The sequence below is a fragment of the Algoriphagus sp. NBT04N3 genome, from assembly GCF_019443765.1.
In the GTDB taxonomy this organism is placed as follows: domain Bacteria; phylum Bacteroidota; class Bacteroidia; order Cytophagales; family Cyclobacteriaceae; genus Algoriphagus; species Algoriphagus ornithinivorans.
Genome location: NZ_CP048415.1, coordinates 3,951,685 through 3,977,237, shown reverse-complemented (window position 1 = coordinate 3,977,237; position 25,553 = coordinate 3,951,685). Strand labels below are relative to the sequence as shown.

The window sequence follows — 25,553 nt, the reverse complement described above, 5'->3', positions numbered from 1 at the left end:
CCTTATGAGAGTTGTCTGGTTATTAGTGCTTTTGATTGTTGCAGCTTCTTGCAAAACATCTAGCTCTGCAGTAGATAGTGCATCTTCTTATGAAAACTACTCTGAAGATTTAAGCGCTTCGCTGCCTTCCTATCCTAACTTTGAGGAAAGGAAAGAAGCACAAAAAGCACCCGAACCAGCCACTTCTCCTCAGGCGATTGACAATCAACTTGAGCAAATCGCCAAGCAGCAGTATGACAAGAATAAATCCGAACCGTATTTCAATGGATATAAGGTGTTGGTTTATTCAGGCTTGGATAGAGATTTGGCATTTAAAACCCAGGAGAAAATCAGCATGCTTTTCCCTGATGTTAAGCCAGCCATTCAATATGAGCAGCCGCGGTACTTGGTGAAAGTTGGAAAATATGCCTACAAGGTGGAAGCATTGAAGACTTACCATCTGATCAAAACTGAATTCCCATCGGCACGGATTATTCAAGATCGAATCTTGAGGAAAGAATTTACTGTGCCAAGCCAAAGCAATGATGTTGAAGGACAAAATTAAATCGCTTGCCAAAGCGTATAAAGAAGAAGTAATTCAAAATAGACGTCACCTCCATTCCCATCCGGAATTATCCTATCAAGAGTACGAGACTGCAAAATTTGTTAAGTCTAAACTGGAAGAAATAGGAATTGAAAGCTTGGAACAAAAAGCGACAACGGGGTGGACTGCTTTGATCAAAGGGAAAAACCCGGATAAAAAAGTAATTGCGCTTCGTGCAGATATGGATGCCTTGCCTATTATTGAGGCAAACGAGGTTCCTTATAAGTCCCAAAATCCAGGGGTAATGCATGCTTGTGGGCATGATGCACATACAGCATCTTTGTTGGGTGCTGCCAAAATCCTAAACGAGGTAAAGGACCAATTTGAAGGTACCATCAAGCTTATTTTTCAACCTGGTGAGGAAGTTGCCCCAGGCGGTGCATCTTACATGATCAAAGATGGAGCCTTGAATAATCCACGTCCCAATGGTATAATTGGTCAGCATGTGATGCCTTTCATTCCAGCAGGAAAAGTTGGGTTTCGTCAAGGCATCTATATGGCTTCTGCAGATGAGCTTTATGTCACTGTGAAAGGTAAAGGAGGACATGGAGCTATGCCGGAAACCCTAATCGATCCGGTATTGATTGCTTCCCATATGATTGTTGCTTTGCAACAAGTGATCAGCAGAGTTGCAAGCCCTAAAATTCCTTCGGTACTTTCATTTGGTAGAGTGGAAGCTTTAGGAGCTACTAATGTGATTCCAAATGAGGTGAAAATTCAGGGCACTTTTCGAACCTTGAATGAAGAATGGAGAGCGAAGGCTCACCAAAAAATGCTTCAAATCGCAAAAGGAATCGTGGAGGGCATGGGTGGAGAAGTCGACTTTGAAATCAGAAAAGGCTACCCATTTTTGCAAAATGACCCTAAATTAACCGCTAGAGCCACAGAGGCGGCCAAGGAATATTTAGGTGAAGAGAATGTCATAGATTTGGATATCTGGATGGCAGCTGAGGATTTTGCCTATTATTCTCAGGAAATTGACGGTTGCTTTTACCGCCTTGGAACCCGAAATGAAGACAAGGGAATAGTATCGGGTGTTCACACACCTACTTTTGATATAGAGGAAGATGCTTTGGAAATTGGTGCCGGATTGATGGCCTGGTTGGCTGTGGCAGAACTTCAAAAAGCTTAATACTGAGTTGACATTTTAATCATTTAGCAAAGCTAAGTTTGAATATAGAATTCAGTTTCTAAAGATTTCATTGAAGCAAAAAGACAAATACTCATAAAAGAATGAAAAGATTCAGAATAGCAGGTATTATCCTGCTTTTTTCCTTAGTATCTACCCAAAGCTTTGCCTGGGGTCAGTTGGGACATTATTTGATTGGCCTAATGGCCCAAAGGCAGATGAAAGAATCCACCGTGAAAAGGGTGGAAAAAATTATTTACCCAATGTCCATAGCTCGCAGTGGTACTTGGATGGATGAAATCAGGTCAGATAGCACTTTTAATTATGCCACTACCTGGCATTATTTAACCAGCAAAAACGGAGAATATGATCCTGCTCATCAGGAAAAAGGCGGAGATGCTTACGAGGCCATTCAGCGCTTGAAAAATGAATTGAAAGCAGGTGGATTAACTCCGCAGCAAGAAGCAGAAAAGTTAAAAATGTTAATTCATATGGTGGAAGATATCCATCAGCCACTTCATGTTGGAACTGGAGAAGATCGTGGAGGAAATGATGTGAAAATTGAATTTTTTGGAAACCCTACCAACCTACATGCACTTTGGGACAGTGGAATGATTGAAAGACAGGGAATGAGTTACTCTGAAATTGCCAATGAACTTTACAGAAGAATCACTCCTGAATTGCAAAGACATTATCAGTCTGCAAGCATGCAGGACTGGTTGAAGGAAGCGGTAAGCTTAAGACCTATGGTGTATGATTTGCCGGAAAATAAAAGAATCAGCTATAGCTATATGTATCAATATTATCACGTAGCTGAAGAAAGGATGGTCGCTGCAAGTGTGAGATTAGCGCAGATTTTAGAAGAGATATATGGCTGATCAAAAGTCTGATTAAAGCTTTTAGCCTTTGATCCTTAGGAGTCAAAGGCATTTTTTTTATATTGAAATACTATTTAATAGTTTTTATGCGAATAATTTTTCTATTTCTTCTATCCTTTATTTCTATTGACTCTTTCAGCCAAAATAAAGAACTGAAAAAAGAGTTAGGAAGGATTTATTCAAACCTGGATTCTGCTGATAATTATTTAAAGGAAGCCCAGCGTAAATTAAAGTCTAAAGCTGACTCTGGAATTTACTTTTATTTTGTAGCGGAGAAATTTAACCTTCAAGGAAAAAACATGGAGGCTAAGCGTGCTTTTTCAAAGAGTATAGAGTTTATAGACCCATCGCTGAATCCCGAATTAATTTCCCTAGCATATATCAGACTGACTAGAATAGATCAGGCAGCGGGCCAATTTGATCTAGCCTTGAATCATGCGCAGGATGGAATTGACTTTTCACTGGTTTCCGCTGATTCCAATAATTTGGCTTATCACCTTTTGGATATTGCAGTAATTCATCATGATATGGAGGATTATTCCAAGGGTGTTGAATATGGAAAAAGAGCCATTGAAATTTTAGATCAATATTCTAAAGCAAACCCAATTTACCGAGCATTCGCGCTGAATAGTATAGCGATCAACTTTGACGATTGGAGCAAACCAGATAGTGCCTTATTCTACCACTTCAAAATAATTGAGGATATGGAGAATTTGGACAGCATGCGTGTCATTTTCACTTTCAATAATATTGGTAACACTCTTATTAAACAGGAAAGGTACGATGAAGCCAAAAAGTGGATAGAAATTGCCTTGAAACTCAATCAGAAAGATGGGTATCCTGCCTACGGATTAGCTACCAATTACACCAATTTGGCCAACATCGCTTATAATTTAAGGGATTATAGTGGAGCTCGCTCCTTGATGGACAGTGCAGCTTACTATGTGGCTCTAAGTGGCTCGACTGAGAAGAAAAGAGACTACCTTTTTGAAGAATATAGATTTCATAAGGCGAAAGGAGACTTGCCCAAGGCCATGGGCTTTTTGGAACAATACAGTGCCCTAAAAGACACCATCTTTCAGGAAGAAAGGCTGATGGCAATGAGTGAGATGGAAGCTCGGTACGAAGTAGAGCAAAAAGAAAGGGCTTTAGCTGAATCAAGAGCTGCTTTGGCAGAAAATGAACTATTAGTCGAAAATAGGAATAATCAACTTTTGATGCTTTTGGTGTTTTTATTACTGTCTTTGGGGATAGGCTTTTTTATCTACTATAGGCAAAAGACAAAAAATCGTCACCTCAGACAGGAAGCAAAATTGCAAGCCATCTATGCAGAGCAGGAAACCCAAAAAAGACTGAAGACACAAAGGGATGAAATTGCTTTGGATCTACATGATAATATCGGTTCCCAGTTGACCTTTATCGTGTCTTCTTTAAATAACTTGAAATTTGTCGAATTGTCAAAAGAGAAAATGGCTCAAAAAATTGATCAGATTTCAGGGTTTACAGTGGAGACAGTCAATGAGTTGAGAGATACTATCTGGGCCATGAACAAGGACAGTATGACCATTGAAGACCTGAGAGGCCGTGTTTCAAATTTGATAGCCAAGGCCAAGGAGTCTTGTCCTGACACAGACTTTGAATTAATTATAGACGAAAATGTGGATGCGGGTCATCGATTAAATTCTTTGGAAGGCGTAAATTTTTATAGAATAATTCAGGAAGCATTGAATAATTCGATTAAGTATGCTCAAGCGAGCAAGGTGCAGATTCAAATTATTCAAGGCATGGATAAGGTCCGCCTTGTGGTCAAAGATAATGGGTCTGGAATCAGTGAGACCAACCCTTTCGGCAATGGACTTGGCACCATGAAGACAAGAGCAAGCAGAATCGGTAGATCTATGAAAGTAAATACTGCCCCTGATAAGGGCACAGAAATAATGATTGATTAATTCATCAATTATGGCCATTAGAATTGCAATAGCTGAGGATAATTCATTTTTGCTGAAGGCGATTTTGGAAAAATTATCCTTTTATCCGGATCTTGAGGTGAAGTTTCATGCTTCAGATGGAGAAGAGTTTTTAGAAAAATTGGAGAAAAACTCCAATATCCACCTTGTGTTGATGGACATTGAAATGCCTAAAAAAAATGGTATTGAAACGGTGGAGGTCCTCTCTCAAAAGTATCCCCAAATCAAGACTATAATGTTGACGGTTTTCGACAACGACGAAAACATTTTTAGGGCAATCCAGGCAGGTGCAAATGGATATTTTCTCAAAGAAGTGAATCCACCGGAACTCTATCAGGGAATAATCGACACCTTAGATGGAGGGGCAGCGATGACTCCATCCATTGCTCTGAAAACTTTGAAATTGTTGAGAAATCCTCCTCAGTTTGACGATAAAAATATAGAGGTCAAGCTGACAGCCCGGGAAACAGAAATCTTAGAGCAAACTGCTAAAGGGTTGAATTATAATCAGATTGGGGAAAATCTTTTTATTTCTCCGAAAACGGTTAGAAAACATCTGGAGAATATTTACAGCAAACTGCAGGTTCATAATAAAATGGAAGCAGTTCAAAAAGCGCTGAAAAACCGAATTATAGAAGGCTGATTAAAGCGTCCGAATTCTCCATTCTTTTGGATAGTAATTATTGCTTCGCCCGCCCAGGTTTTTGATCCAGCCTAAAGGCAGATCTTGATAACAAATCAGGACCCAGCCCAAGGGAATCTCATTTATCTCCAAATCTTTTTTCCTCAAAAAATCCAGCGCTTGAGCCAAATTGACATTGAGCAAATTGAAGCCATTTTTGGGTAATGTGGATAAAGCCCACTCGGCAGATGGGATCCAGTCGTTTTTCTGTTTTTTTCCTAATTCAACCCCGAAATACCGGATGCTTAAATGCTGGCTAATTTTTTCAAAATAGGCCTTCCAAGTAGATTCAATTCTAAAATAGGAGTCATTTAGCTGATAGTATTGTCCTGAAGGTTGAAAACCTAATTCCTCATCCAAAGCCTGAGATTCTTTTGGACTGACTTCTTTCAGAAAAGGATGCTTGAAATCCTTAATTTTTCCCGGAGAAAGAGAAAAAGCATCTCCTGGCCTCTTGAAAACTGTAATAAAAAAGCCCTCTCCTTCCACTAAATGCGGGAAAAAACGATAGCCGTAAAAAGTCCCTTCTTCGGTTTTTACTTGGCTTTCCCGAATATTCCATGTTTCATTGAGAGGAATTCTAACCGGTTCATAGGAAAATTCAGAAATCATAAACCGAATCATCTCCTCATTTTCCGCTTCATTAAAGGTGCAGGTACTATAAATCAAATAGCCATCAGCCGCAGTGAGTGCACCGGCTTTGTCCATGATTCTTTTTTGCCTAGATGAGCAAAGTTGCACATGATCCGGGGACCACTCTGTTCTAGCCTGTGGATCTTTTCGAAACATGCCTTCTCCGGAGCAAGGGGCATCCACCAAAACGAGATCAAAGAATCCCTCCAGAGGCTCAAAGTGCTCGGGATCATTATTGCTAACCACCGTATTTCCCAAACCCCATTTGATGATATTCTCTTTTAGAATTTGGGAACGGCTTTGTATTACTTCGTTGGCCACCAAAAGGCCTTCATGACCTAGGTAGGTGCTTAATAAGGTTGACTTTCCCCCCGGGGCTGCCGCCAAGTCCAGGTAGATTCCTTTCGGTATCTGTAGGCTTTGTAAAATATGTTCAATAAACATAGAAGATGCTTCCTGAACATAATAAGCCCCAGCATGAAAACTCGGGTCTAAAGTAAAGGAAGGGCGCTCTTCCAAAAAATATCCTTGCTTAGACCAGGGAACAGGCGAAGCTTGATATTGAAGCTTGAATTTTTTGAATGGGTTGAGGCGAATAGAACTTCTACTATCTTGATCAATAGCCTTTTCGAAAACGTCATATTCTTCGTTTCCGATTAACTCTCTCATTTGAGTTTGAAATGCAGCAGGAAGTTGAAGTTTATCCATATAATTCAGGCCTTAAAGATAGGCAAATGATTTTACTCTGATTTGGAATCAAGCTTTCCTCAATGCCCCAAAATATCTGTAAATTCAGGAAAAAACGGATATGCAAGTCTTAATCTCCATAATAATCAGCTTGATAGCAGTTGAGCACTTATTTTTCTTTTGGATGGAGTCTATTGCTTGGGAAAGTTTTGGCCGAAAGGTTTTCGGAGGATCTAAGGAGTTCTTCAAAACCAACAAGTCTCTTGCCGCAAATCAAGGTTTATATAATGGCTTTGTTGCTACTGGCCTTATTTGGTCCTTTTTTCTGGTAAATGAGCTGTCGATTTCTGTTCGAATATTCTTTCTGGGATTTATCGTAGTTGCAGGAATTTTCGGGGCATACACCGTTTCTAAAAAAATCTTTTGGTTTCAGGCCTTTCCTGCTTTCATTGCATTTATTCTGATTCTCAGCTTTTCATAAACCTATAGCCTAACTATGAAACTATATAAATTAGCATCAGCAACCCTTTTAGAAGTAGATCAATCGTATTTGCTCGGCCCAGAATTAGACTGGGATCATTTATTGGGTAGAGAAAATTTAAAATCTCTGTTGAGTAATGAGTCCAAAAACTGGGAAAGTATCTCCTCCTCCAAAGCAGAGGAGTTATTAAGTGAGGAAATCTTGGCTCCAATGGGGAACCAGGAAGTTTGGGCTGCAGGTGTCACCTATTACCGAAGCCGAACTGCAAGAATGGAAGAGTCTCAAGATTCAGGTGGGGCTGATTTTTATGATAAAGTGTATGCAGCCGATAGGCCAGAACTTTTTTTTAAAGCAACCGCATCTAGAGTTTCTAATCCCGGCTCTGCCGTGAATATCAGAAAGGACTCCTCTTGGGATGTTCCCGAACCAGAATTGACTTTACTTTTATCACCTTCCGGAAAAATCCAGGGCTTTACAATCGGAAATGATATGAGCAGTCGGAGTATAGAAGGTGAAAATCCACTGTATCTACCCCAAGCTAAAGTTTATCAAGGTTGTGCTTCCATAGGTCCATGTATTTGGATTGGAAATCAGTTGGAAAAGGAAACTGAAATTAAATTGGAAATAAAAAGAGGAGGAAAAACCCAGTTTGAAGGAAAAACCAATTTGACACAATTAAAACGGAAACCACAGGAATTGGCCGATTGGTTATTCAGAGCAAATACATTTCCTATTGGTTGCTTTTTGATGACAGGTACAGGAATTGTTCCTGATAATTTTACGCTGGAGGAAGGAGATCAGGTCTTGATAAGTATTGAACCTATGGGTGTGTTAGTCAATTCTGTGAAAAAGATCTAATGACTGTATCAGATTAGAGCTTAAAAGCGTAATGACTTCATAACTAGTGTTATCATGAATAAATTCTGCTGTTTTCTCCTTACTTCATTGTTGGCCCTTTCTTCTTGCACTGAAGCGATTAATCCTGACAAGTCTGATTGGGAAGAATGGGCGCTAACAGAATCTTTTTGCAACTTTTGCCTCAACCCTGGAGACGTAAAGACTTATGATCAGACGGATACTACCTATGTTTACCGATTTAAGAAAGACAGTTCTTTTGTTAAAAACATTGGTGATTATGTGCTTTCCGGTAAGTTTAAGATCGAAGAGAATAATGACAATTTATTTTTGTTGTTGAATTATGACGAAGAGTCCGTGCTTTTGAGCCGTGACAATCCTAGTAATAGGCAACTGATCCACACCTGTTTTTCAGGTCAAGAGTATTTTTCCTGGGATTCTGATGGAAGGTTATTGGGTTCATGGGGAGCATGTGATGGACCTACATTGATATTTGAAAAGACGAGCGATACTAAAAGCATATTTTTTTAACTTGCCGATATGAGTCAGTTTTTTCAGAAAAAATTACGTTTGCCCAATTATCCACAAGGCTATCATTTAATTACTGAAAAAATAGAGGCTGCCATTCCTGAAATTGAACAATTTCAAGTCGGTTTTTTGCAGGTTTTTATCCAGCATACTTCAGCTGCCCTGACTATCAATGAAAACGCTGATCCTACTGTCAGAAAAGACTTCCAAACCTTTGTAAATGAATTGATTCCGGAAACTTATCCACGGTTTATCCACACTTATGAAGGTCCGGATGATATGCCTGCTCACATTAAAGCCAGTTTTTTCGATTCCAGCCTTCAAATTCCGATTTCTGGTGGAAAACTATCCTTAGGAATTTGGCAGGGAATATATATATGTGAATTTAGGCGAAATGCAGGCCCCAGAAACTTGGTGCTAACTGCCTTTGGTACCCGCTGAAAAACGATAAGCATCACATCTTACCATTTGTAAAATTCTCAGAGTCAAAGCTTCAAACAATTCTAATTTTGTGGCATCGACTAAACCATGAGAATAAGCCAAACTATCATTTTGTTTGGGTCCTTGCTGCTATGCTCTGCTGCATATTCTCAGCAAGCTCCCAATGCCTTCGCTTTCAAAACCAGTGAACCCATTGTTTTGGATGGAATCCTAGATGAAGAAATCTGGGGTCCTGAGGGTTGGAACTCTAATTTTACCCAATATTTTCCTTCTGATACCAGTCAAGCTCAAGCGCAAAGCAGAGTGAAGATCGCATTTGATGATCAAAATATATACATAGCCGCGGTCATGGAAAATACAGGACCTCGCAAATATGTTTCTACCTCTTTGAGGAGGGACTATAGAGGAGAGCAAAACGATGGGATCAGCTTTGTATTTGATACGTTCAATGATAAAACCAATGCCTTCCAATTTGGCGTCAATCCTTACGGGGTTCAAAGAGAAGCTCTTTTGGCAAATGGTGGAGCTAGAGGTGACGATCTAAATTTGGCTTGGGATAACAAATGGTATGCGAAGGCAACAATTTTTGAGAATCATTGGCAAGTGGAGGCAATCATTCCTCTCTCCACGTTGAGATTTCAGGATGGTGCCCAAAATTGGAATGTCAACTTTTACCGAATTGACAGTCACTTGGGAGAAAGAAGTACATGGGCCCCTATTCCGAGAAACTTCTCTATTATATCCACAGCTTTTAGCAGAAAGCTGATTTTTGAAGAACCACTTCGCAAGAAATCTGCGAATGTTTCTATTATACCTTATGTAGCCGGAAGAACTTCTAAAAATTATCTGGAAGGAACGTCAGAAAATATGACTCCAGCGGTGGGCGGTGATGCGAAAATTGGGATCGGCCCTGCGTTGAATTTAGACCTTACTTTTAATCCGGATTTCTCTCAAGTGGAAGTGGACCAGCAGGTCACTAACTTAGATAGATTTGAAATATTTTTCCCGGAAAGAAGGCAGTTTTTCCTCGAAAATGGTGACTTGTTTGCCAGCTTCGGACATCCATTGGCAAGGCCTTTCTTTTCCAGAAGAATTGGAGTGGATAGAGATGAGAATACTGGACAAAATGTCCAGAATAAAATTATTTACGGAGCCAGATTGAGTGGTAAAATCACAGATGATTGGCGGGTAGGCTTGATGAATATGCAAACCGCCAATGATGAGCAGGCAGGAATTAATGGTAAAAATTTCAGCGTACTTGCATTGCAAAAAAAGGTGTTCAATCGCTCAAACATAGGCTTAATCGTAGTTGATAGAGAGTCTTTGGCTGCAGAAAATGAACAAGGTCTTTTTAATCCCGATGATTATAATCGTCTAGTGGGCTTGGAATACAATTTGGCATCAGCCGATAACAGATGGACAGGAAAGGCCTTTTATCATAGGACATTTGAAAAGGGAGTAAGTGATGAAACCGGAACTTTCAATGCCTACATCTTATATAATGACTTACATTGGAACTGGAGCTTTAGCTATTTGGATATAGGTGAAAATTATAATCCAGAAGTGGGGTTTACTCCGAGAACAGATTATAAGCGACTGAACCCAGATCTTTCTTACAGCTTCTTCCCGAAGAGTAAATATATCAATCGTCATGGACCTAAAATTGATTTTGAATATCTGTGGAATGATGGATTGGGGATGACTGATAGAGATATAGAGCTGAGTTATGAAATTAGATTTCAGTCTCTTGCGCAGCTGACTTTTTCCAACACCTATAGCTATGTCTATCTTTTCAGTCCATTTGATCCTACTCGAACAGGTGGAGAAAGACTTGCTGCAGGTACTGATTACAGTACCCAGAGATTTGGGATTGATTTTAGAAGTAACCCGAGATTGCCTTTTAATTTCTCTCTTCGAAGTGAGTTTGGAGAATATTTTACAGGAAATATTGCTTCCATTCGAAGTGAGATGGCCATCAGAATGGGCTATACAGCAAATATCTCCATGAATTTCTCTTACAATCAGATCCGACTGCCAGAACCTCAAAACGATGCGAATTTGCTTCTAGTGGGTCCAAGAATCGATCTGACATTTAGCAAAAACCTATTCTGGACAACCTTTATTCAGTACAACAACCAGATAGACAACCTGAATATCAATACCAGGTTGCAGTGGAGATATGCACCTGTTTCCGATTTCTTTGTGGTGTACACAGACAATTATTTTCCGGGTGATTTCATCCCTAAGCAAAGAAGTTTGGTGTTGAAGTTGAATTATTGGTTGAATATGTAAAGCATAAGGAAGCTTTTTTTCTAGAAAGCTTCCACCCTCACCTTTTCCCCAGTCATCAAAATTCTACGATATCCGTTTTGAGTATCGCTGCTGACTTCCTTGCCTAAGACTTTTACTTGTTCATAACTCTCAGGAATCTCAATTGAAAGCCCCCACTTTTTCTGGCTCTGATTGACCTCTATGATCAGATTCTTTCCTTTTTTCTCATAGGTTACAGTGATCTCATTTTCACCAACCTTTACTCGCTCAATTTTGGCTTCTTCCCAATCACTTGGCATCTGAGGACGGATGTGGATAACTTTATTTCCAGCATATGGCTTTATCCCAAAAAACTGGGTGACAATCGGAATCGCATAGCTATACAAGTTCCAAGCTTGGGTAAACATTCCATAGTCGGGAGAAACCTCGTAGATTGATCCGGGTAAGGCAAATCCAAAACTTCTTGTCATTCTTTTTAGATAATCTAAAGCCTGGTCTGGATTCCCATAATTGTTTTCTCCAATTGCAGACACCCCTGTTGGCAATGTCATCACCGCACCGGTATAGGAGAATACTTTGCTCCCCGTAAAAGAACCTTCTTCCAGCTCAGCACTTTCATCTCTATCTATGCCAGTCACAAAAACTCCAAAGGGATTGGTATATTTTCTTCCTGTTTTTAAGGCGATTTGGGCTTTTTCAGGATCGGCCACTCCGACCTCCATTGGAGTATTGACGACCCAATTATGATACAATACAAATCCCTGTTTTTGATCCTTTGGTAATGTGGATAACTTTGATTTAGTAGCTTTTAATTCTTCCACAGCCCAAGGCTTATTCAAAGTATCTGCCCGAATAATGGCTCCATCAATCAGGTGTATGGCCTCATCTGCAGTTCCTATAAAATCGGCATAGCTTCCAAACTCGGGCACCCAAAATTCGGCGTTGATTTTTTCAGCCAGCGCATCTGCAGTTTGTTGATAACTTTCAGAAAGGGCTTTTTTTCCTAAAATTTCAGCTATTTGAGCAGCATCTGCAAAAGCTTTGTAGCTGTAAGCCGCTACATCTATCATTTCAGATTCCAGCCCGTGGATTTCCATCATGCCATAGCCATCCGCTAGGAGATTTCCATCTGAATCATTTTCCTCCAAAAGCCATGTAAGCCCTTTTTCAACTGATGGAAAGTATTTTTCCAAAAACTCTCTATCGCCTGTCCATCGGTAAACCTCCCAAATAGTGGATGCCCACTGAGGCGTTTCATTAATATTTCCCGGATTGAATACCACTCCATTCGTGGAGGCTTCATGGATAATCCTTCCATTGCCATTGGTTTTTTCAGACAAATTGTGGATAAGTTCTAGAGTGGAATAAACCAATTCTTTTCTGCCCGTAGCAAGTAATCCCTGTATGGTGTATTCGCTGTCTACGCCAAAAAACCAAGGATAATCCTGCAATCCTGCACCAAAACCTCTGCCTATTTCAGGAACGTCACGCACGAGCCAGTCTGTGTTATATTTTACCCACTCGAAAGCTTCTTGTAATTCCTGATCTGGAACTTGAATCTGTGCTGTTGATTTCAAAAGTTGATATCGCTCTTTTTTACTAAACCAATCAGCAGCCAGGTTTTCCTGAATTTCTGCCAAGGTGGAAAAAGCTTGGAGTTGACTATTGGTGGAGCCGGCTATAAAAACAGGGAAAATTATAGCACCATCAGCAGGGATACTCAACTCTGTACTAAATGTGGAGGCGAGTCCTTTTCCTTTAGATTCAAATTCACAGCTATTGGCAACAGGACTGACTTGGAATTTAGGATCTGTCTTCCAGGAAACATACCAGTCATTTCCCAAGTCTTTGGCCCAGAAGGTTTGACTCATTTCATCAAAATTGACCTGATCTTCTTGATCGATCATCCCGCTTCTCTCGCCGAGCCAAACTGGCATCAAATCAACTTTTGCGCTCCAATTAAAAGAGATGGACTTTTCGGACTTATCCACATTTTTAATTCTATATAAAACCACCATTCCTTCCTTTCCATCTGGCACAAAATGAAGCCTCTCTACCTTCAGCCCTAATGTGGATAAGTCATATTCTATCAGGTTGGAAAATGGGTAATTCATAAAAGCTTCTGCATTTTCCAAACAGCTTTTTTGATCTCCAATTTGAATTTGGGCACTAAAGCCATCCATTAATTTGATGGGATGCATCCAGATTCCTCCCATTTCGCCTTCTACATGCCAGCCCATATCGGGAAAGCTACCGTCTTGATTTCCGATCAGATATACTCTGTCGCCAGCAGCTGTAAATGGAGATGCTAAATAGGCTTTCTTTCCTGCAAGCCCTTTTTGGGACTCTAAGTCCTCAAATATTAGAGAAAAGGGATCTTGAGTTTCCGAACAGGAGATTAGAGCCAGACAAAAAATGAGATAGGTAAAAGTCTTTTTCATTATAATTTTCATTTTAAAGAAGCTTTCCAATTTCTTTCCAAGTGATCAATTTAATGTTCTGTTCTTCCAATAATTTTTTAGCCTGCTCACTGGTGAAAAAGTCATAATCCTTTTGTCTCCAGGGTGCGTGAAATGAATCATGACCCGAAGTAACTGCATTCATCTCAGCATCGTCAAAGGCTAAGTGCAATAAGAGCACATGCACTCCAGCCGGTAAATTTTTCAATGCATCCGTGTAAAACTCTTCCATACCATTTGCATAAGCTTTTTCATCAGCCATGATAATCTGGTCAATGATGGGAAGTTTTTGGACTTCCAAGCCTTCAAATAGTGCAGGATTGGGTTCAATTAATCCCTTATAAATTTCCTGATTAATCATCGCCGGGATATTGTATTCCAAAGCCAGCTTTACATAAATCCTCATATATTCCGGCTGTCCATAAAACATGCAACCCATATGGGAATCGAGATGGGTGACATCTATTCCCATGGATTTGGCACTTTCTATTTGAGCTCTGACTTCCTTTTCTACTTGTTCAGGACTCGCGTTTTGAGCTACCTCTGCGCAACTTGGAAACATATGCCCGAGTGGATTGACGAGACCGGGAACATCTGTCTTCCCAGCTTCCGGTCCCCAATTATAATGAAGCCATTCATTGGTCAGCGTAATATGAATTCCTATGTCCGGGTTTTTGATGCTTTTGGCCAATTCAGCTACCTCTTTAGACCATGCTGCCGGAACCATCATGCTGGTGGAGCTTACCAGTCCATTTTGAATAGCTTGAAAAGTTGCCAGGTTTTGTGAATGGGAAACGCCTACATCATCACCATGAATGATCAATAATTTGTCTTCCGCAGCATAGCCCAGTTTTTCTTGCAGGCTTTGTGCAAAGTTTATTATTGGGATGAACAGGAATAGAAAACAAATGAAATGGGAGATTTTCATGATGAGTTTAAATTTTCTTGAATTTAAAGAAAATAGGGAAAAATGAATTTTAAAAATATCTCAAACACTTGCCTTAAAAAGCCTGTTCAACAATCATGAAGTATCAAAGAGCGATAGTTTGGTTTAGAAATGATCTGCGTCTGACAGACAATGAGACCTTGCATCAAGCTTTGGCTATGGCCAAAGAGGTGATCCCGGTGTATTGTTTTGACCCCAGACATTTCGAAGCTACTGAACTCGGTTTTTCAAAAACAGGTCCCTTCAGAGCCAAGTTTTTATTTGAATCTGTATTGGATTTGAGGAAAAATTTAAGAGAAACTGGGGCCGATTTGATTCTTCTAAGAGGGAAACCAGAAGTAGAGTTGATCACCCTAGCCAGTCGCGTTAAAGCGGACGCTATTTTTTATTCAGAGGAAGTAACTGATGAAGAAAAAAAGGTAGATGAAGCTTTGGATCAGGCTGCTTGGGGAAAAGGAATTGCTACAGAGTCCTATTGGATCAGCACCCTGTATCATATAGAGGATTTGCCCTTCCCTGTTTCCCAAGTGCCAGAAGTATTTACAGCATTTAGAAAAGCTGTGGAAAAGATGGCTTCAATCAGGCCTACTTTTCCCAAACCCGATAAAATTAATTTTCCAGCAGAAGATTTGTTGCCCATGTCTGGAGTATTGCCAGACCTGAAAACATATGGACTGGAGGAACCTGAGACCGAGCCCAGAGCGGTGATGGAGTTAAATGGTGGAGAGAGTGCCGGTTTAGGGCGAATCCAGTCCTATATATGGGAAAAAGATCTTCTGAAAACGTATAAAGAAACCAGAAATGGATTGATTGGAGGAGATTACAGTTCTAAGCTTTCGCCTTGGTTAGCTTTAGGTTGTATTTCTCCAAGAACCATTTTTGAAGAGGTAAAACGCTACGAAAAGGAGCGCAAAAAGAATCAAAGTACTTATTGGCTCATTTTTGAATTGATCTGGAGAGATTATTTCAGGTTCATCAGCAAAAAACATGGCAATCAAATATTTCAAATTGGAGGTATAAAAAAACAAGAGGACTCCTGGAGAAGAGATAGTGCTCTATTCGAGCGCTGGTGTGAGGGGTTGACAGGAGTCCCTTTTGTAGACGCCAATATGCGTGAGTTGAAATATTCGGGATTCATGTCCAATCGTGGGAGACAGAATGTCGCCAGTTTTTTGGTCAATGATTTTGGGATAGACTGGACTTGGGGAGCCAGTTATTTTGAAAGTATGTTGATAGATTATGACGTTTGCTCCAATTGGGGAAACTGGATGTATGTGGGTGGTGTAGGAAATGATCCCAGAGAAAACCGCTATTTCAATATCCTTCGACAAGGAAAAAATTATGATCGAAACGGGGATTATGTTCGGCTATGGATTCCAGAGCTAAAATCCATTAAAGGCTTTGACATTCACCACCCTTGGGAATTGACAACCAAGGAATTGAGAGACTTAGGAATTTCATTGGGAGGGAGTTATCCACACCCTTTAGTCAAAATGCAGAGTTACTCCTAGCTGAAAAATTGTGGATAAGTCAATCTTTTTTTTGATGCTTACTCTTAATTTTTTCTCGATAAGCAGGGTTAAGTCTCCAAAAAACCAAATAACAAAAGGCCATCCACCCAACCCAATAAAAACAAACTATTGGAATTGTCATGGGATCATTAACAAACCCCCAATCAATTCCAAATTTCAGCCTGTAATTTCCTAAGCTCACTATAGTTTGAACGACTGCTACTATTAGGGCATAAATTGCGTAATGCCTGAAAAATAACTTTCCTTCTATCAGTTTAAATTTCATCTTAATTATTGAGATAATTCAATTTCAACTCAGACCAATCTGGTTTGATTCCTTTTTTTCTTTTCAACTCCTTCTGATAAAGGTATTCCCCCAGTTCTGTAAAAAATGGAAGCCCAATCTCCTCATACTCGTATTGATCATCATTCAGCGTTTCATCTTTATTGACATAAATAATGGCTGAGACGATGAATTCTACATTGTTTTCAAAATCTGCGAAATAACTTCCATCAATCAGATGTCCATAAGCCCATCCAGTTTTATTGAAAATCCTGAATTGTTCGGGAATGGGTTTTTTGTCTGTTCCAAACTTGAAAAACTTGGAATAGCTATCATAATATTCCTCCCCTTGATAGCTGGGGAAGTCCGACTCTCTGGGAAGCATACTCATGTATTTCAGAATGAATTTTCTATGCTCCTCATTGAGTTGAAATCGCTCCTGTTCCAAAAAGGCCTGTGGAAAAACTATCCGCTGAATGACTCCATGTAGATCGCTGAGCGCAAATTTATTTTTGAACGTAAATTCCATTCCAGTATTGATCAGAGAATCTCCGGAGTAATAAGCTCTTCCGATTACTGGTTTTTCAGGATTTGAATAGATAGCCTTGCTTTCCCTTTCCGGTAACTCGAGAATGATATTTCCGCTTTTATCCACAAATTTGATTGGGTTGAAATAACGATTTTCAATTTCATTCGCCGGGAAGCTCAATCGATGGTTGATGATTGTATGATTGAGTCCCTTTTCCGCTAATTTTTGATTGATGTAATCTTGGCCTAATAGCTCATAAAGTCTATTGTAGGCATCATTGTCGGAAACCAATAAGATCTTTTTTATGTAATGAGCTATGCTTGGAAGAGAGTCCTTGGAAGACTTATCCACATAAGCAGGCACTTGAGAAGGTCGCACTGAATCGACAAGCATGATGCTGTTCATATCCAAGTTATCCACATTCTGCTCTTCTAGCCACTCCAAAGCCAATATGGCTACCGGCAATTTTACGGTGGAGGCAGGATAGAAATACCGTTCATCATCCAAATTGAATTCATGCGTATCAAACATGGGAACTCCATGTTCATTTCTGTCAATTTTGGAATAAAGTATTTGAACTTGGAATTTATCGGCAGAGTCTAATACTCTTTTTAAAATTGGATAATCAGAAAGATCTCCCTGAAAAGGTTGATCGTTTTGGTTATCGCAGGAACTTAGAAAAATTGAAAGGATAATTAGATAAAATAGTTTTTTCATTCCTTTTGAAGTTGATAAAGAGTATTGACAAGATAAAAAAGATCATCGAATTCATGAAAAGCTGAAATGACGATGCGATTGATATGTGGACTGCTTTGGGTGGGATAAGGAAAGGAGGATATGATGATTCCTGCATTTTCAAGTTTGGAAACCCAATCAACTTTATCAATAATGAAAGCCGGAAAATCTCTTGAGCCTTTTATGCCTTTGAATCCTGAAATTTCCTGAGCAAAAATCCCACAGTAATCCTGCAGTTGGCTTTTGGATTTTTCATAAATGGATTGAGTTTCCATGAAGGTATGAAGGTGCGCGGGAGAACCGGGAGATGCTCCCCCATAAAGAGGTGTTGACTTGATCGCATCTATTATCTCTTCATTTCCCAAAATAATTCCAGCGGGTAAAGCTAGTGCCTTTCCTAAGGAACCAGAGACTACAAGCTTGATGGCCGGATTTTGCCATTGAGTATAAGTTCCAAAAACTCCCCTGCCCAAAACACCAAAAGCATGGCTGTCATCGATGAGTAGACTAATTGAGTTTTTTTCTGCTAAATCCTTTACCCAGGAATAATCGTGGATTTCGCCCAATAAAGGATCCACTGCATTTCCAATCAATAAAATGTTTTTACCAAATAATTGGCTGGCTTGTTCTTGACAAGCTTTTTTCCATTGATTAAAATTTAATTGGGTGCCGCTAGAATATCCATTGGGAATTACAGCTGCATGGGTATTGGGAGCAACCCAGATTTCTTCGGCCGATTCCGCCAAATATTGGGTTGCTGCAATTCCTGCCAAATAACCGGAACTGAGAACAGCTGATTTTGGGGCTTTGGCTTCTTGAGCAAAAAACTCCTCGAATTCATCAAAGATTTTAAGCCGGATATTATTTACTCTGCTTTGCCCGTGATTGGCCCCTAAGTCAAAGAGGTTTTTAGCCAAAACTTCCAGAAACTCCACATTCTGCCCAATTCCCAAATAGGAGGTTCCACTGAAATAAAGGAAGGACTTTCCTTCTATTTCAATGACTCGATCGATTCCCTTTCGGATATATTGAGGCTTCAAATCTCTTATTTGGCAAAAATTTGTGATTCGTCCTGAAAGGATTTGAATTCTAGGGCATTGCCGCAAGGATCCAGGAAAAACATGGTCGCCTGCTCTCCCACTTCACCTTTGAATCTGATATATGGCTCGATAACAAACTCAATTCCGTGATTTTTCAGTTTGTCTGCTAATGCATGCCATTCATCCCAAGGCAAAATTGCTCCAAAGTGTCTCACGGGTACATTTTTTCCGTCTACCTCATTGGTCTTTGCATTTGCCAACTCATCCGGCTTGATGTGAGCCGAAAGTTGATGACCAAAGAAGTTGAAATCAATCCATTTATCGGTACTTCTACCGATATCACATCCCAGTAAATCGCCGTAGAATTTTCTGGTTTCTTCTATATCTCGAATAGGGAAAGCCAGGTGAAAGGGTTTAAATTGGCTCATAATGTGTACTTTCGTTCATTAATTTTTATACCCTAAAGATATGGCAAAAAAGAAGAAAGTTTCACTGGTTTTGAGCAGCGGTGGAGCTAGAGGATTAGCGCATGTGGGGGTGATTGAAGAGTTGGAAAAAAGAAATTATGAAATAGCTGAAATAGCAGGCTGCTCTGCCGGCGCTTTGGTGGGGGGCATGTATGCAGCAGGCAAGATGGAGGATTTTAAAAATTGGATCTGCAATCTGGACCGGATTGATGTTTTTTCTTTGATGGATTTTACCTTTTCCAGTCGTGGATTTATCAAAGGAGAAAAAGTTTTTTCGGCTCTGAAAAATGTGGTGGAGGATTGTCAGATTGAAGATTTGAGTCTTCCCTTTTCATGCAATGCTGTCGAGGTACATTCAGGAAAGGAAATCATTTTTAATAGTGGAAGTTTGTATACAGCCATAAGAGCTTCCGGAAGTATTCCTTCAGTTTTTGTTCCTGCCGTAGTCGAAAAGCAGATTTTGATAGATGGAGGAGTTTTAAATCCTATTCCCCTTTCACTGATTAAAAAGCGGGAAGACACCATTTTGATGATTGTAGATGTGAATGGATTGGATCAGGATTATGTTGCCCCTCCTAAAAAAGATGCTGAAGGCAACCGTTTTATCACCTTGCCAGCTTGGTTGAGAGAGTATAAGGATAAGATGAGTCAGTTTTTCCCGGAGGAAAAGCCTGAAGACAAAGAAATCAGCTACTCTACGCTCAATTTGGTCAAACGTTCTTTCGACTTGCTTCAGGATAGGTTTTGTGAACTCCTTTTGGAAAAACATGATGTGGATATTCAGGTGAAAGTGGCCAGAAAGCAAGCCGGAACCCTGGAGTTTCATCGCTCCGCTGAATTGATTGAAATTGGAAGAGAAAAGGCCCAAAAGGCTTTAGATGATTGGGAGCATGGAAATCAATGAGCTAAATCGTTTATTGGGGAATGTGGATATCTACCTACTGGATCAGATATTGAAAGGTAGATTTACCAAGGAAATGAAAATTTTGGATGCCGGTTGTGGAGAGGGCAGAAATACAGCCTACTTCGTCAATCAGGGATATCAGATTTTCGGAATTGACCCTGATGAGTTTGCGATTCAGTATTGTCGCTTTCAGTCAAAAAGTTTAAAGAATGAGTATGATGCCCATCGATTTCAAATTGGGAGACTGGAAGAAATTCCTTTTCACGGTGAGGCGTTTGATGTAGTGATTTGTTCAGCTGTTTTACATTTTGCCAAAAATGTGGATAACTTCAGGCAAATGATTTCCGAAATTTATCGGGTTCTAAAGCCCGGTGGGATTTTCTGGTTTAGAATGTGTACTGGCTTTGGTGGAATTCTAGATTCCGCCAAGGAAATAGGAAATGGGGTTTACGAATTGCCAGACGGATCAGTGCGATTTGTTTTGCAGGCTAAGGACCTGGAACAAGTACTTAACTTAGGCTTTGAATATATGGAGGCCCCCAAAACAGTTTTGGTCTTAAATCAGCGGGAAATGGGGGTTTTTACCATGAGAAAAATATAATTGTAAACAATTAAAATGACGCTTCAATACGTTCTTGAACTTGTAGGAACTTTTGTTTTTGCCATTTCCGGTGCTTTGGCAATTAGGGAGAGAGAGCATGATCTTTTTGGAGCGGGGTTTACAGGTTTCATCACTGCTATCGGTGGAGGAACATTGAGAGATATTTTATTGGATTCCTATCCTCTAGTCTGGATTGGGGATATTCATTTTTTATATGCGATTATGCTGGGAGTATTGGCAGCATTTATTTTTCCTGATTTCCTGAGTAGACTCCGAAAAACCTTTTTTCTTTTTGATACCTTGGGGATTGGCTTTTTTACTGTTTTGGGAGTTGAAAAAGCCTTGAGTTTGGGAGTCCGACCTGAAATCGCAGCCATCATGGGGATGTTTACTGCGGTGATGGGTGGAGTGATCCGAGATACTTTAACCAATGAAACTCCGGTTCTTTTTAGGAAAGAAATTTACGCTTCAGCTTGTCTAGCAGGTGCCGTTTTATATGTTGGCTTGAATTATTGGGGATTAGAGAGAGATTACAATTTGCTGATTTCCATGTCCTTGGTGATCAGTATTCGCTTGATAGCGATGAAGTATAAATTGAGCTTGCCTAGGCTGGATTGAGCGTTGATGTGTAAGTGTGTAATTGATTAATCGAGTAATTGAAGAAAATCGCTGGTTGAGGTTGGCGACACTTCATTATTCATCATTGGGTGTTCGATATTTTTTGATCTCATCCATCCAAGTATTGGTCGTCACTGCGAGTGGAGCTTGCGGAGCGAAGCAGTCTCATCATCTCTCCCGAAGGCACAGCAGTTTTTTATTCTCCCGCAAAGTAGCAGAGAGGCAAAGAGTTTTAAGGCTATGTTTTCTATGATTCCTCTGTGGTTTAAAATTTTCTCGCAGCGACTCAGATACGCAGCGGTTTGGGTCTCCCGCAAAGTAGCAGAGAGGCAAAGAGTTTTTAAGGCTATGTTTTCTATCATTTCTATGCGGTAAAAAAATTAGCTCGCAGCGGCACAGCGGTTTAGATCTCCCGCAAAGGAGCAGAGAAGCAAAGAGCTTTTAAAGCTATGTTTTCTATCATTCCTATGCGGTTTAAGAATTAGCTCGCAGCGGCACAGCGACGCAGCGGTTTAGATCTCCCGCAAAGGAGCAGAGAAGCAAAGAGTTTTTAAAGCTATGTTTTCTATCATTTCTATGTGGTTTAAAAAGTGCTCGCAGCGGCGCAGTTACGCAGTGAAATATTCCTCCCGCAAAGCTTTAAAGAGGCAAAGTTTTGACCGTCACTGCGAACGGAGTTTGAAGAGCGTGACACTCTTAATCTATTTTTGGAAACAGCTTTTTACTTCACTCTAAAGAAAGTCTTTCCTATGTGCCTATGTGGTTAACTTCTATTATTAAACCACATAGAAACATAGCCCACATAGCTTATATCGGACATAGTTTTCCCGCAGATTTTCAAAGATTCTAGTCAAAGGCTTGAACCGATCTCAGTATCTCCGCAGATAAACTCTTTTGCAACTTGGCTACTAAGCGGGAGGTTTTATTCTGAAATACTTGGCTTAATTCTCACAAAAGCCACTTCATCATCTACATTTAAGAAACTATAGAGCATGCCATCTCTGACAAAAGTTTTATAAGCAATCTGATAATCCTGCGGCAGCAGAACTTCTGATACTTGATCAAATTCCTTATTGAAAGCTGTCAACACAGTTTTATAAACAATGGAATCTCCAACCATTTTATCCATTTCCGAAGATAATCTCCAATAGAGGCTATTCTTTTTGTCAAACATCAGAGGGCCGTATTTCACATACTTTTTAGTTTCCTTGGCAAGTCGCTCATACTCCTCTTGACTTTCCACTCGCTTTGGGAAATTAATTTTTGCCTCTTGACTTGTGAATTGACTTTCGTAGGTTTTGGATGTCAAAGAGTCGGTTTTCCAGTTGTAAAACTTCAATTCATTTTTGGATCTGGTAGAGAGAATCAACGTGTCATTTTTTACCTGAAGAAGATAAGAATCTAAAATAGCCCCCATGGGATAGTCTGGATATTCCGGCAAATAAAGGCTGGTTCTAAATTTTTCCATCTTTGGAATAAATTCCAGAGGCCGATATTGAAATGTTTTATTTTCCAAGTCAAAAATCACCATGCCAAGAGGAGCGCTTTCCAGTTTCTTGTCTGCATAAAGGGCAATGAGTGTTTTACCATCCTCTGATAGTGACTCATTGAGATCAACTCTCAATTCTTCTGGAAGCTTTTCCCCTGAAAAATCATGGTTATCATAATTCAAATTCCCAAGTTTAGTGCCCTCCAAGTCAAAATGATACAGGTCGTAATTATCTGAAAGAAATATGCTTCCATCTTCCATGGCATATACCTTGCTGATGAAGGGATGACGGATAGAATTGGGGCCATCCAAAGAGAATGGAATAATCCTTTCTAGCTGAAGCTTTTCCAGATTGATGATTTCCAAACCGGGCTCTTTGGCCCCGGTTTGGAAGTTGTACAAGTATTTTTCATCCTTTGATAGGTCCGAACTGGTCAGACTCCAGTTTACATGGATAAACTGATCACCAGCATCGACAAAAACAGTATCGAGGCTGTAGCTAACTTCTAGCTTTCTAGCTTTTTCATTTTCAGAACTTTTCTGACTACATGAAAAAGTCACAAAAAGGATCCCTGCAAAAAGTAATCTTCTCATTTTATTTCTGGTTTAAATCTTACAAAAGCCAGTTCATCTTCAATGTTGATAAAGCGATGATAAACACCATCTTTAATAAAGCTAAAGCCTTGAAAATCAAATTCTCCGATGGATGCTTCTCTGACTTGTTTAAAATCCTCACTAAATATTGTCAAGACTTTATTTTTTCCTATTTGATCAGGATCTGAGCTGAATCTCCAAAAAAGATTTCTAGACTCATCAAACAAGATTTTACCAAATGAAACCTGATTCATTTTTTGTTTGGAGAGCTCATAAAACTGCTTTTCGGAAATAGCAGTTGTCTCAAAGTTTAGCGATTTAGCATCACTTGTGATATTTGAATGAAACTCGAGTTTTTTCGCGTTTCCGGAAGGAATATCAATTTGGTAGACAAAATTATAGGTTGCTGAGCTAAAATAAAGATTAGCTCCTCGTTGCACCAAATATAGATTTTCTTGTGTAGCCATTGTTCCTGCTCCCCTTTCCATTTCGTGAGATATAGAAAATTTGGCAATATCCTTTAGTTCCGGTATCTCAACCATTTTTAGGGACATATCCTCAAGCTTAACGATTGAGATGCCCTCACGTGCCTTCACAAAATCTTGAGGACCATAAAAGGAAAAATAATAAACACCATCTGCTGATAACAGTCCGTTTTGATTGATAGTATAGTCAATATTTAGTTTTTCACCCGAGAGCACATCGGGTTCAAATCTGAAAAAATCAACTTTTTTCAAATCCTGACTAATTTTTACAATCTCATCAAAATGGTAGATGTAGGTATTCAATTGATAATCAACCTGGAGATTAGGAATGTAGGTATCATTTCCTATACCAGTAGGACCTTCCTTTTCCAGAGGGATTAAATCTACTAACTTCATTTCGATAAGAGCCGTGTTCAATTCATAAATGCAACACCTAATTTTTGTTTGAGTTTTTGTAATGGACTAAGGTAATCAAACTTTCTAACGGGTCTGTTATTGATTTTTAATTCTATGGATTGAATTTGTTCCACCGAGTACTGATTCAGGTCTGTTCCTTTGGGTAAAAAAGCCCTGATCAATCCAATTCTGTTTTCCACCGTTCCTTTATCCTGAGACGTATAGGGCCTTGTAAAAAAGGTTGGCAGGTTGAATTTATCCCTGATTCGATGGTGGTTTGCGAAGGCTTTGTCATTATCGAACGTGATTGATTTAAAAAATGAGGCGCCAATCCGTTCGATTCTTCTGGTTATTTTCTGTTCAATGACATCGGCGTTCTTACCCTCTAACTTTTCCAACGTGGTGATTAAAGTAGCCCGGTCTACCAGTACCAGAAGTGCCGATTGATGGTTTTTACCCATCATCAGATCCACTTCAATATCACCGATCCGCTGCCTCTGCTCCACTACGGGAGGCCTTTTTTCAATGGAAACTCTTTCTTTGATCAGTCCTCTGGAATCCCTGTAATTACCTCTTTTACGTTTTCTTTTACCGTGTCTGAGATGTTTGTATAATCCTCTATCCTTCCTGAACTGCCAATGGTTACTTTTTTTTGCCAGCCAGATCCATTGGTAGAGGGTCTCATGGGACACTCCCGGTTGGCCATTGACTCTCCACCTGGCGGCAATCAGTTCCGGACTCAGTTTTTCATCTTCCAGCCAGATTCTGCTCTGCTCCTTCATTACCTCGGTAAACCGTCTGTGTTTGGGTTTGTATTTATGGCGTTCTTGAGCCCGGTTCATTGCTATGCGTGCTGAGTAATTTCCTGCACTACGTCCCCGTTTCCCAGTGTTTCTTTTCAGTTCCCTACTGATGGTACTTTTGTGTACGCCGACCCGACAGGCTATTGCAGTTTGACTGAATCCCTCTTTGTTTAAAACCTCGATTTGATATCTTTGCTCTAGGCTGAGCTGATTGAATTTTTGCATGTCAACACTAATTTAATTATTCAGCCTAAGGAAGGAAGCCTAGGCTTCCTTCCTTAAACTATTAGTGTTGCAATTATTACTTGAATCTGGGAGATCAAAAACTTCAATCTCAAAACTATTTGTGTTGAAATTGTAAAGTTGCCCTTTGGAAGGCGTCAGGTCCGCCGCTCTTAAGCCCTGCTGGAGATAAACGAGCTGGTCACCTGAATCCACCATGACCGTGTCGATTTCATAGGAGATTTCTAGATTTTGATTGGAGCTTGAGTCTTCAGGATCTCCTCCGCAGGAAATCAGGAAAAGGATCAAAAAGTAGATAGGTAGGTTTTTCATAAT

General features: G+C 39.9%; 24 protein-coding genes. 14 read left to right on the top strand and 10 right to left on the bottom strand.

Annotation, left to right across the window (positions count from 1 at the left end; all coding sequences use genetic code 11):
* Window positions 1-4: 4 nt before the first annotated feature.
* From GYM62_RS17315 to GYM62_RS17295, 5 genes are all read left to right on the top strand, one after another.
* Window positions 5-544, top strand: a complete 540-nt coding sequence (locus GYM62_RS17315) for a hypothetical protein (protein WP_219957344.1) — start codon at window positions 5-7, stop codon at window positions 542-544.
* Window positions 525-1,715 (top strand): M20 family metallopeptidase, encoded by a 1,191-nt coding sequence (locus tag GYM62_RS17310; protein ID WP_219959482.1) that lies wholly within the window; start codon window positions 525-527, stop codon window positions 1,713-1,715. The genes GYM62_RS17315 and GYM62_RS17310 overlap by 20 nt, the downstream gene beginning before the upstream one ends.
* A gap of 101 nt (window positions 1,716-1,816) precedes the next feature.
* Complete coding sequence (locus GYM62_RS17305; protein WP_091653417.1) at window positions 1,817-2,590, top strand: S1/P1 nuclease; 774 nt, start codon at window positions 1,817-1,819, stop codon at window positions 2,588-2,590.
* An 86-nt stretch (window positions 2,591-2,676) separates the two neighbouring features.
* The gene (locus GYM62_RS17300; RefSeq protein WP_219957343.1) at window positions 2,677-4,539 is read left to right on the top strand and encodes an ATP-binding protein; all 1,863 of its coding nucleotides are present in this window, start codon (window positions 2,677-2,679) and stop codon (window positions 4,537-4,539) included.
* A 10-nt stretch (window positions 4,540-4,549) separates the two neighbouring features.
* Window positions 4,550-5,200, top strand: a complete 651-nt coding sequence (locus GYM62_RS17295; RefSeq protein WP_219957342.1) for a response regulator transcription factor — start codon at window positions 4,550-4,552, stop codon at window positions 5,198-5,200.
* Here the strand turns inward: GYM62_RS17295 and GYM62_RS17290 are convergent, their stop codons facing one another.
* Entirely contained in the window at window positions 5,201-6,580 is a 1,380-nt protein-coding gene (locus tag GYM62_RS17290) for an RsmB/NOP family class I SAM-dependent RNA methyltransferase (protein WP_219957341.1), read from the bottom strand.
* A 100-nt stretch (window positions 6,581-6,680) separates the two neighbouring features.
* On the opposite strand from GYM62_RS17290, the gene GYM62_RS17285 reads away from it, so the two are divergent.
* The 5 genes from GYM62_RS17285 (at window position 6,681) to GYM62_RS17265 (ending at window position 11,156) form a co-directional block, all read left to right on the top strand.
* A complete protein-coding gene (locus tag GYM62_RS17285) occupies window positions 6,681-7,040 on the top strand; it encodes a DUF1304 domain-containing protein (RefSeq protein WP_219957340.1) in 360 nt (119 codons plus the stop codon).
* Window positions 7,041-7,055: 15 nt separating this feature from the next.
* Window positions 7,056-7,898 carry a fumarylacetoacetate hydrolase family protein gene (locus GYM62_RS17280; RefSeq protein WP_219957339.1) on the top strand — a complete coding sequence of 281 codons (843 nt, stop codon included), beginning with the start codon at window positions 7,056-7,058 and terminating at the stop codon, window positions 7,896-7,898.
* Between the two features lie 54 nt (window positions 7,899-7,952).
* Complete coding sequence (locus tag GYM62_RS17275) at window positions 7,953-8,426, top strand: hypothetical protein (RefSeq protein ID WP_219957338.1); 474 nt, start codon at window positions 7,953-7,955, stop codon at window positions 8,424-8,426.
* Between the two features lie 9 nt (window positions 8,427-8,435).
* Window positions 8,436-8,864: a secondary thiamine-phosphate synthase enzyme YjbQ gene (locus GYM62_RS17270; protein ID WP_219957337.1), complete on the top strand. Its 429-nt coding sequence runs from the start codon at window positions 8,436-8,438 to the stop codon at window positions 8,862-8,864.
* Window positions 8,865-8,951: 87 nt separating this feature from the next.
* A complete protein-coding gene (locus GYM62_RS17265; protein WP_219957336.1) occupies window positions 8,952-11,156 on the top strand; it encodes a DUF5916 domain-containing protein in 2,205 nt (734 codons plus the stop codon).
* A 20-nt stretch (window positions 11,157-11,176) separates the two neighbouring features.
* On the opposite strand, the gene GYM62_RS17260 is transcribed toward GYM62_RS17265, so the two are convergent.
* Both GYM62_RS17260 and GYM62_RS17255 read right to left on the bottom strand, forming a co-directional pair.
* A complete protein-coding gene (locus GYM62_RS17260) occupies window positions 11,177-13,576 on the bottom strand; it encodes a glycogen debranching protein (protein WP_219957335.1) in 2,400 nt (799 codons plus the stop codon).
* Window positions 13,577-13,589: 13 nt separating this feature from the next.
* Window positions 13,590-14,522, bottom strand: coding sequence for a polysaccharide deacetylase family protein (locus GYM62_RS17255; RefSeq protein ID WP_219957334.1), 933 nt, complete (start codon window positions 14,520-14,522; stop codon window positions 13,590-13,592).
* Window positions 14,523-14,617: 95 nt separating this feature from the next.
* Between GYM62_RS17255 and GYM62_RS17250 the strand changes: the two genes are divergently transcribed.
* Entirely contained in the window at window positions 14,618-16,051 is a 1,434-nt protein-coding gene (locus GYM62_RS17250) for a DASH family cryptochrome (RefSeq protein WP_219957333.1), read from the top strand.
* Between the two features lie 287 nt (window positions 16,052-16,338).
* Here GYM62_RS17250 and GYM62_RS17245 read toward each other — a convergent pair whose 3' ends face one another.
* The 3 genes from GYM62_RS17245 to GYM62_RS17235 are packed head-to-tail and all read right to left on the bottom strand — an operon-like array spanning window position 16,339 to window position 19,066.
* Entirely contained in the window at window positions 16,339-17,580 is a 1,242-nt protein-coding gene (locus GYM62_RS17245) for a serine hydrolase (RefSeq protein WP_219957332.1), read from the bottom strand.
* On the bottom strand, window positions 17,577-18,638 hold the full coding sequence (locus GYM62_RS17240) for an aminotransferase class I/II-fold pyridoxal phosphate-dependent enzyme (RefSeq protein ID WP_219957331.1): 1,062 nt from the start codon (window positions 18,636-18,638) through the stop codon (window positions 17,577-17,579). Before GYM62_RS17240 ends, GYM62_RS17245 begins: the two co-directional genes overlap by 4 nt.
* A gap of 5 nt (window positions 18,639-18,643) precedes the next feature.
* On the bottom strand, window positions 18,644-19,066 hold the full coding sequence (locus GYM62_RS17235; protein ID WP_091653438.1) for a VOC family protein: 423 nt from the start codon (window positions 19,064-19,066) through the stop codon (window positions 18,644-18,646).
* 40 nt (window positions 19,067-19,106) lie between these two features.
* Here GYM62_RS17235 and GYM62_RS17230 point away from each other — a divergent pair, with 40 nt between their 5' ends.
* Genes GYM62_RS17230 through GYM62_RS17220 form a run of 3 tightly spaced genes read left to right on the top strand, consistent with a single transcriptional unit; the run spans window position 19,107 to window position 21,228 of the window.
* Window positions 19,107-20,009, top strand: coding sequence for a patatin-like phospholipase family protein (locus GYM62_RS17230; protein ID WP_219957330.1), 903 nt, complete (start codon window positions 19,107-19,109; stop codon window positions 20,007-20,009).
* Complete coding sequence (locus GYM62_RS17225) at window positions 19,984-20,610, top strand: class I SAM-dependent methyltransferase (RefSeq protein ID WP_339816325.1); 627 nt, start codon at window positions 19,984-19,986, stop codon at window positions 20,608-20,610. Before GYM62_RS17230 ends, GYM62_RS17225 begins: the two co-directional genes overlap by 26 nt.
* A 15-nt stretch (window positions 20,611-20,625) precedes the next feature.
* Window positions 20,626-21,228 carry a trimeric intracellular cation channel family protein gene (locus GYM62_RS17220; protein WP_091653443.1) on the top strand — a complete coding sequence of 201 codons (603 nt, stop codon included), beginning with the start codon at window positions 20,626-20,628 and terminating at the stop codon, window positions 21,226-21,228.
* Window positions 21,229-22,150: 922 nt separating this feature from the next.
* On the opposite strand, the gene GYM62_RS17215 is transcribed toward GYM62_RS17220, so the two are convergent.
* Genes GYM62_RS17215 through GYM62_RS17200 form a run of 4 tightly spaced genes read right to left on the bottom strand, consistent with a single transcriptional unit; the run spans window position 22,151 to window position 25,550 of the window.
* Window positions 22,151-23,311: a DUF4221 family protein gene (locus GYM62_RS17215; protein WP_219957329.1), complete on the bottom strand. Its 1,161-nt coding sequence runs from the start codon at window positions 23,309-23,311 to the stop codon at window positions 22,151-22,153.
* Window positions 23,308-24,192: a DUF4221 family protein gene (locus GYM62_RS17210; RefSeq protein ID WP_219957328.1), complete on the bottom strand. Its 885-nt coding sequence runs from the start codon at window positions 24,190-24,192 to the stop codon at window positions 23,308-23,310. Before GYM62_RS17210 ends, GYM62_RS17215 begins: the two co-directional genes overlap by 4 nt.
* A 17-nt stretch (window positions 24,193-24,209) precedes the next feature.
* Entirely contained in the window at window positions 24,210-25,220 is a 1,011-nt protein-coding gene (locus tag GYM62_RS17205) for an IS30 family transposase (protein ID WP_144602280.1), read from the bottom strand.
* A gap of 39 nt (window positions 25,221-25,259) precedes the next feature.
* A complete protein-coding gene (locus GYM62_RS17200) occupies window positions 25,260-25,550 on the bottom strand; it encodes a DUF4221 family protein (RefSeq protein ID WP_219957327.1) in 291 nt (96 codons plus the stop codon).
* Window positions 25,551-25,553: the final 3 nt, after the last annotated feature.

What these genes read in the sequence shown, in the direction of transcription:
- GYM62_RS17315 (WP_219957344.1), top strand. Translation starts at nt 5, where the DNA reads ATGAGAGTTGTCTGGTTATTAGTGCTTTTGATTGTTGCAGCTTCTTGC.
- GYM62_RS17310 (WP_219959482.1), top strand. Translation starts at nt 525, where the DNA reads ATGTTGAAGGACAAAATTAAATCGCTTGCCAAAGCGTATAAAGAAGAA.
- GYM62_RS17305 (WP_091653417.1), top strand. Translation starts at nt 1,817, where the DNA reads ATGAAAAGATTCAGAATAGCAGGTATTATCCTGCTTTTTTCCTTAGTA.
- GYM62_RS17300 (WP_219957343.1), top strand. Translation starts at nt 2,677, where the DNA reads ATGCGAATAATTTTTCTATTTCTTCTATCCTTTATTTCTATTGACTCT.
- GYM62_RS17295 (WP_219957342.1), top strand. Translation starts at nt 4,550, where the DNA reads ATGGCCATTAGAATTGCAATAGCTGAGGATAATTCATTTTTGCTGAAG.
- GYM62_RS17290 (WP_219957341.1), bottom strand. Translation starts at nt 6,580, where the DNA reads ATGGATAAACTTCAACTTCCTGCTGCATTTCAAACTCAAATGAGAGAG.
- GYM62_RS17285 (WP_219957340.1), top strand. Translation starts at nt 6,681, where the DNA reads ATGCAAGTCTTAATCTCCATAATAATCAGCTTGATAGCAGTTGAGCAC.
- GYM62_RS17280 (WP_219957339.1), top strand. Translation starts at nt 7,056, where the DNA reads ATGAAACTATATAAATTAGCATCAGCAACCCTTTTAGAAGTAGATCAA.
- GYM62_RS17275 (WP_219957338.1), top strand. Translation starts at nt 7,953, where the DNA reads ATGAATAAATTCTGCTGTTTTCTCCTTACTTCATTGTTGGCCCTTTCT.
- GYM62_RS17270 (WP_219957337.1), top strand. Translation starts at nt 8,436, where the DNA reads ATGAGTCAGTTTTTTCAGAAAAAATTACGTTTGCCCAATTATCCACAA.
- GYM62_RS17265 (WP_219957336.1), top strand. Translation starts at nt 8,952, where the DNA reads ATGAGAATAAGCCAAACTATCATTTTGTTTGGGTCCTTGCTGCTATGC.
- GYM62_RS17260 (WP_219957335.1), bottom strand. Translation starts at nt 13,576, where the DNA reads ATGAAAAAGACTTTTACCTATCTCATTTTTTGTCTGGCTCTAATCTCC.
- GYM62_RS17255 (WP_219957334.1), bottom strand. Translation starts at nt 14,522, where the DNA reads ATGAAAATCTCCCATTTCATTTGTTTTCTATTCCTGTTCATCCCAATA.
- GYM62_RS17250 (WP_219957333.1), top strand. Translation starts at nt 14,618, where the DNA reads ATGAAGTATCAAAGAGCGATAGTTTGGTTTAGAAATGATCTGCGTCTG.
- GYM62_RS17245 (WP_219957332.1), bottom strand. Translation starts at nt 17,580, where the DNA reads ATGAAAAAACTATTTTATCTAATTATCCTTTCAATTTTTCTAAGTTCC.
- GYM62_RS17235 (WP_091653438.1), bottom strand. Translation starts at nt 19,066, where the DNA reads ATGAGCCAATTTAAACCCTTTCACCTGGCTTTCCCTATTCGAGATATA.
- GYM62_RS17230 (WP_219957330.1), top strand. Translation starts at nt 19,107, where the DNA reads ATGGCAAAAAAGAAGAAAGTTTCACTGGTTTTGAGCAGCGGTGGAGCT.
- GYM62_RS17225 (WP_339816325.1), top strand. Translation starts at nt 19,984, where the DNA reads ATGATTGGGAGCATGGAAATCAATGAGCTAAATCGTTTATTGGGGAAT.
- GYM62_RS17220 (WP_091653443.1), top strand. Translation starts at nt 20,626, where the DNA reads ATGACGCTTCAATACGTTCTTGAACTTGTAGGAACTTTTGTTTTTGCC.
- GYM62_RS17215 (WP_219957329.1), bottom strand. Translation starts at nt 23,311, where the DNA reads ATGAGAAGATTACTTTTTGCAGGGATCCTTTTTGTGACTTTTTCATGT.
- GYM62_RS17210 (WP_219957328.1), bottom strand. Translation starts at nt 24,192, where the DNA reads ATGAAGTTAGTAGATTTAATCCCTCTGGAAAAGGAAGGTCCTACTGGT.
- GYM62_RS17205 (WP_144602280.1), bottom strand. Translation starts at nt 25,220, where the DNA reads ATGCAAAAATTCAATCAGCTCAGCCTAGAGCAAAGATATCAAATCGAG.
- GYM62_RS17200 (WP_219957327.1), bottom strand. Translation starts at nt 25,550, where the DNA reads ATGAAAAACCTACCTATCTACTTTTTGATCCTTTTCCTGATTTCCTGC.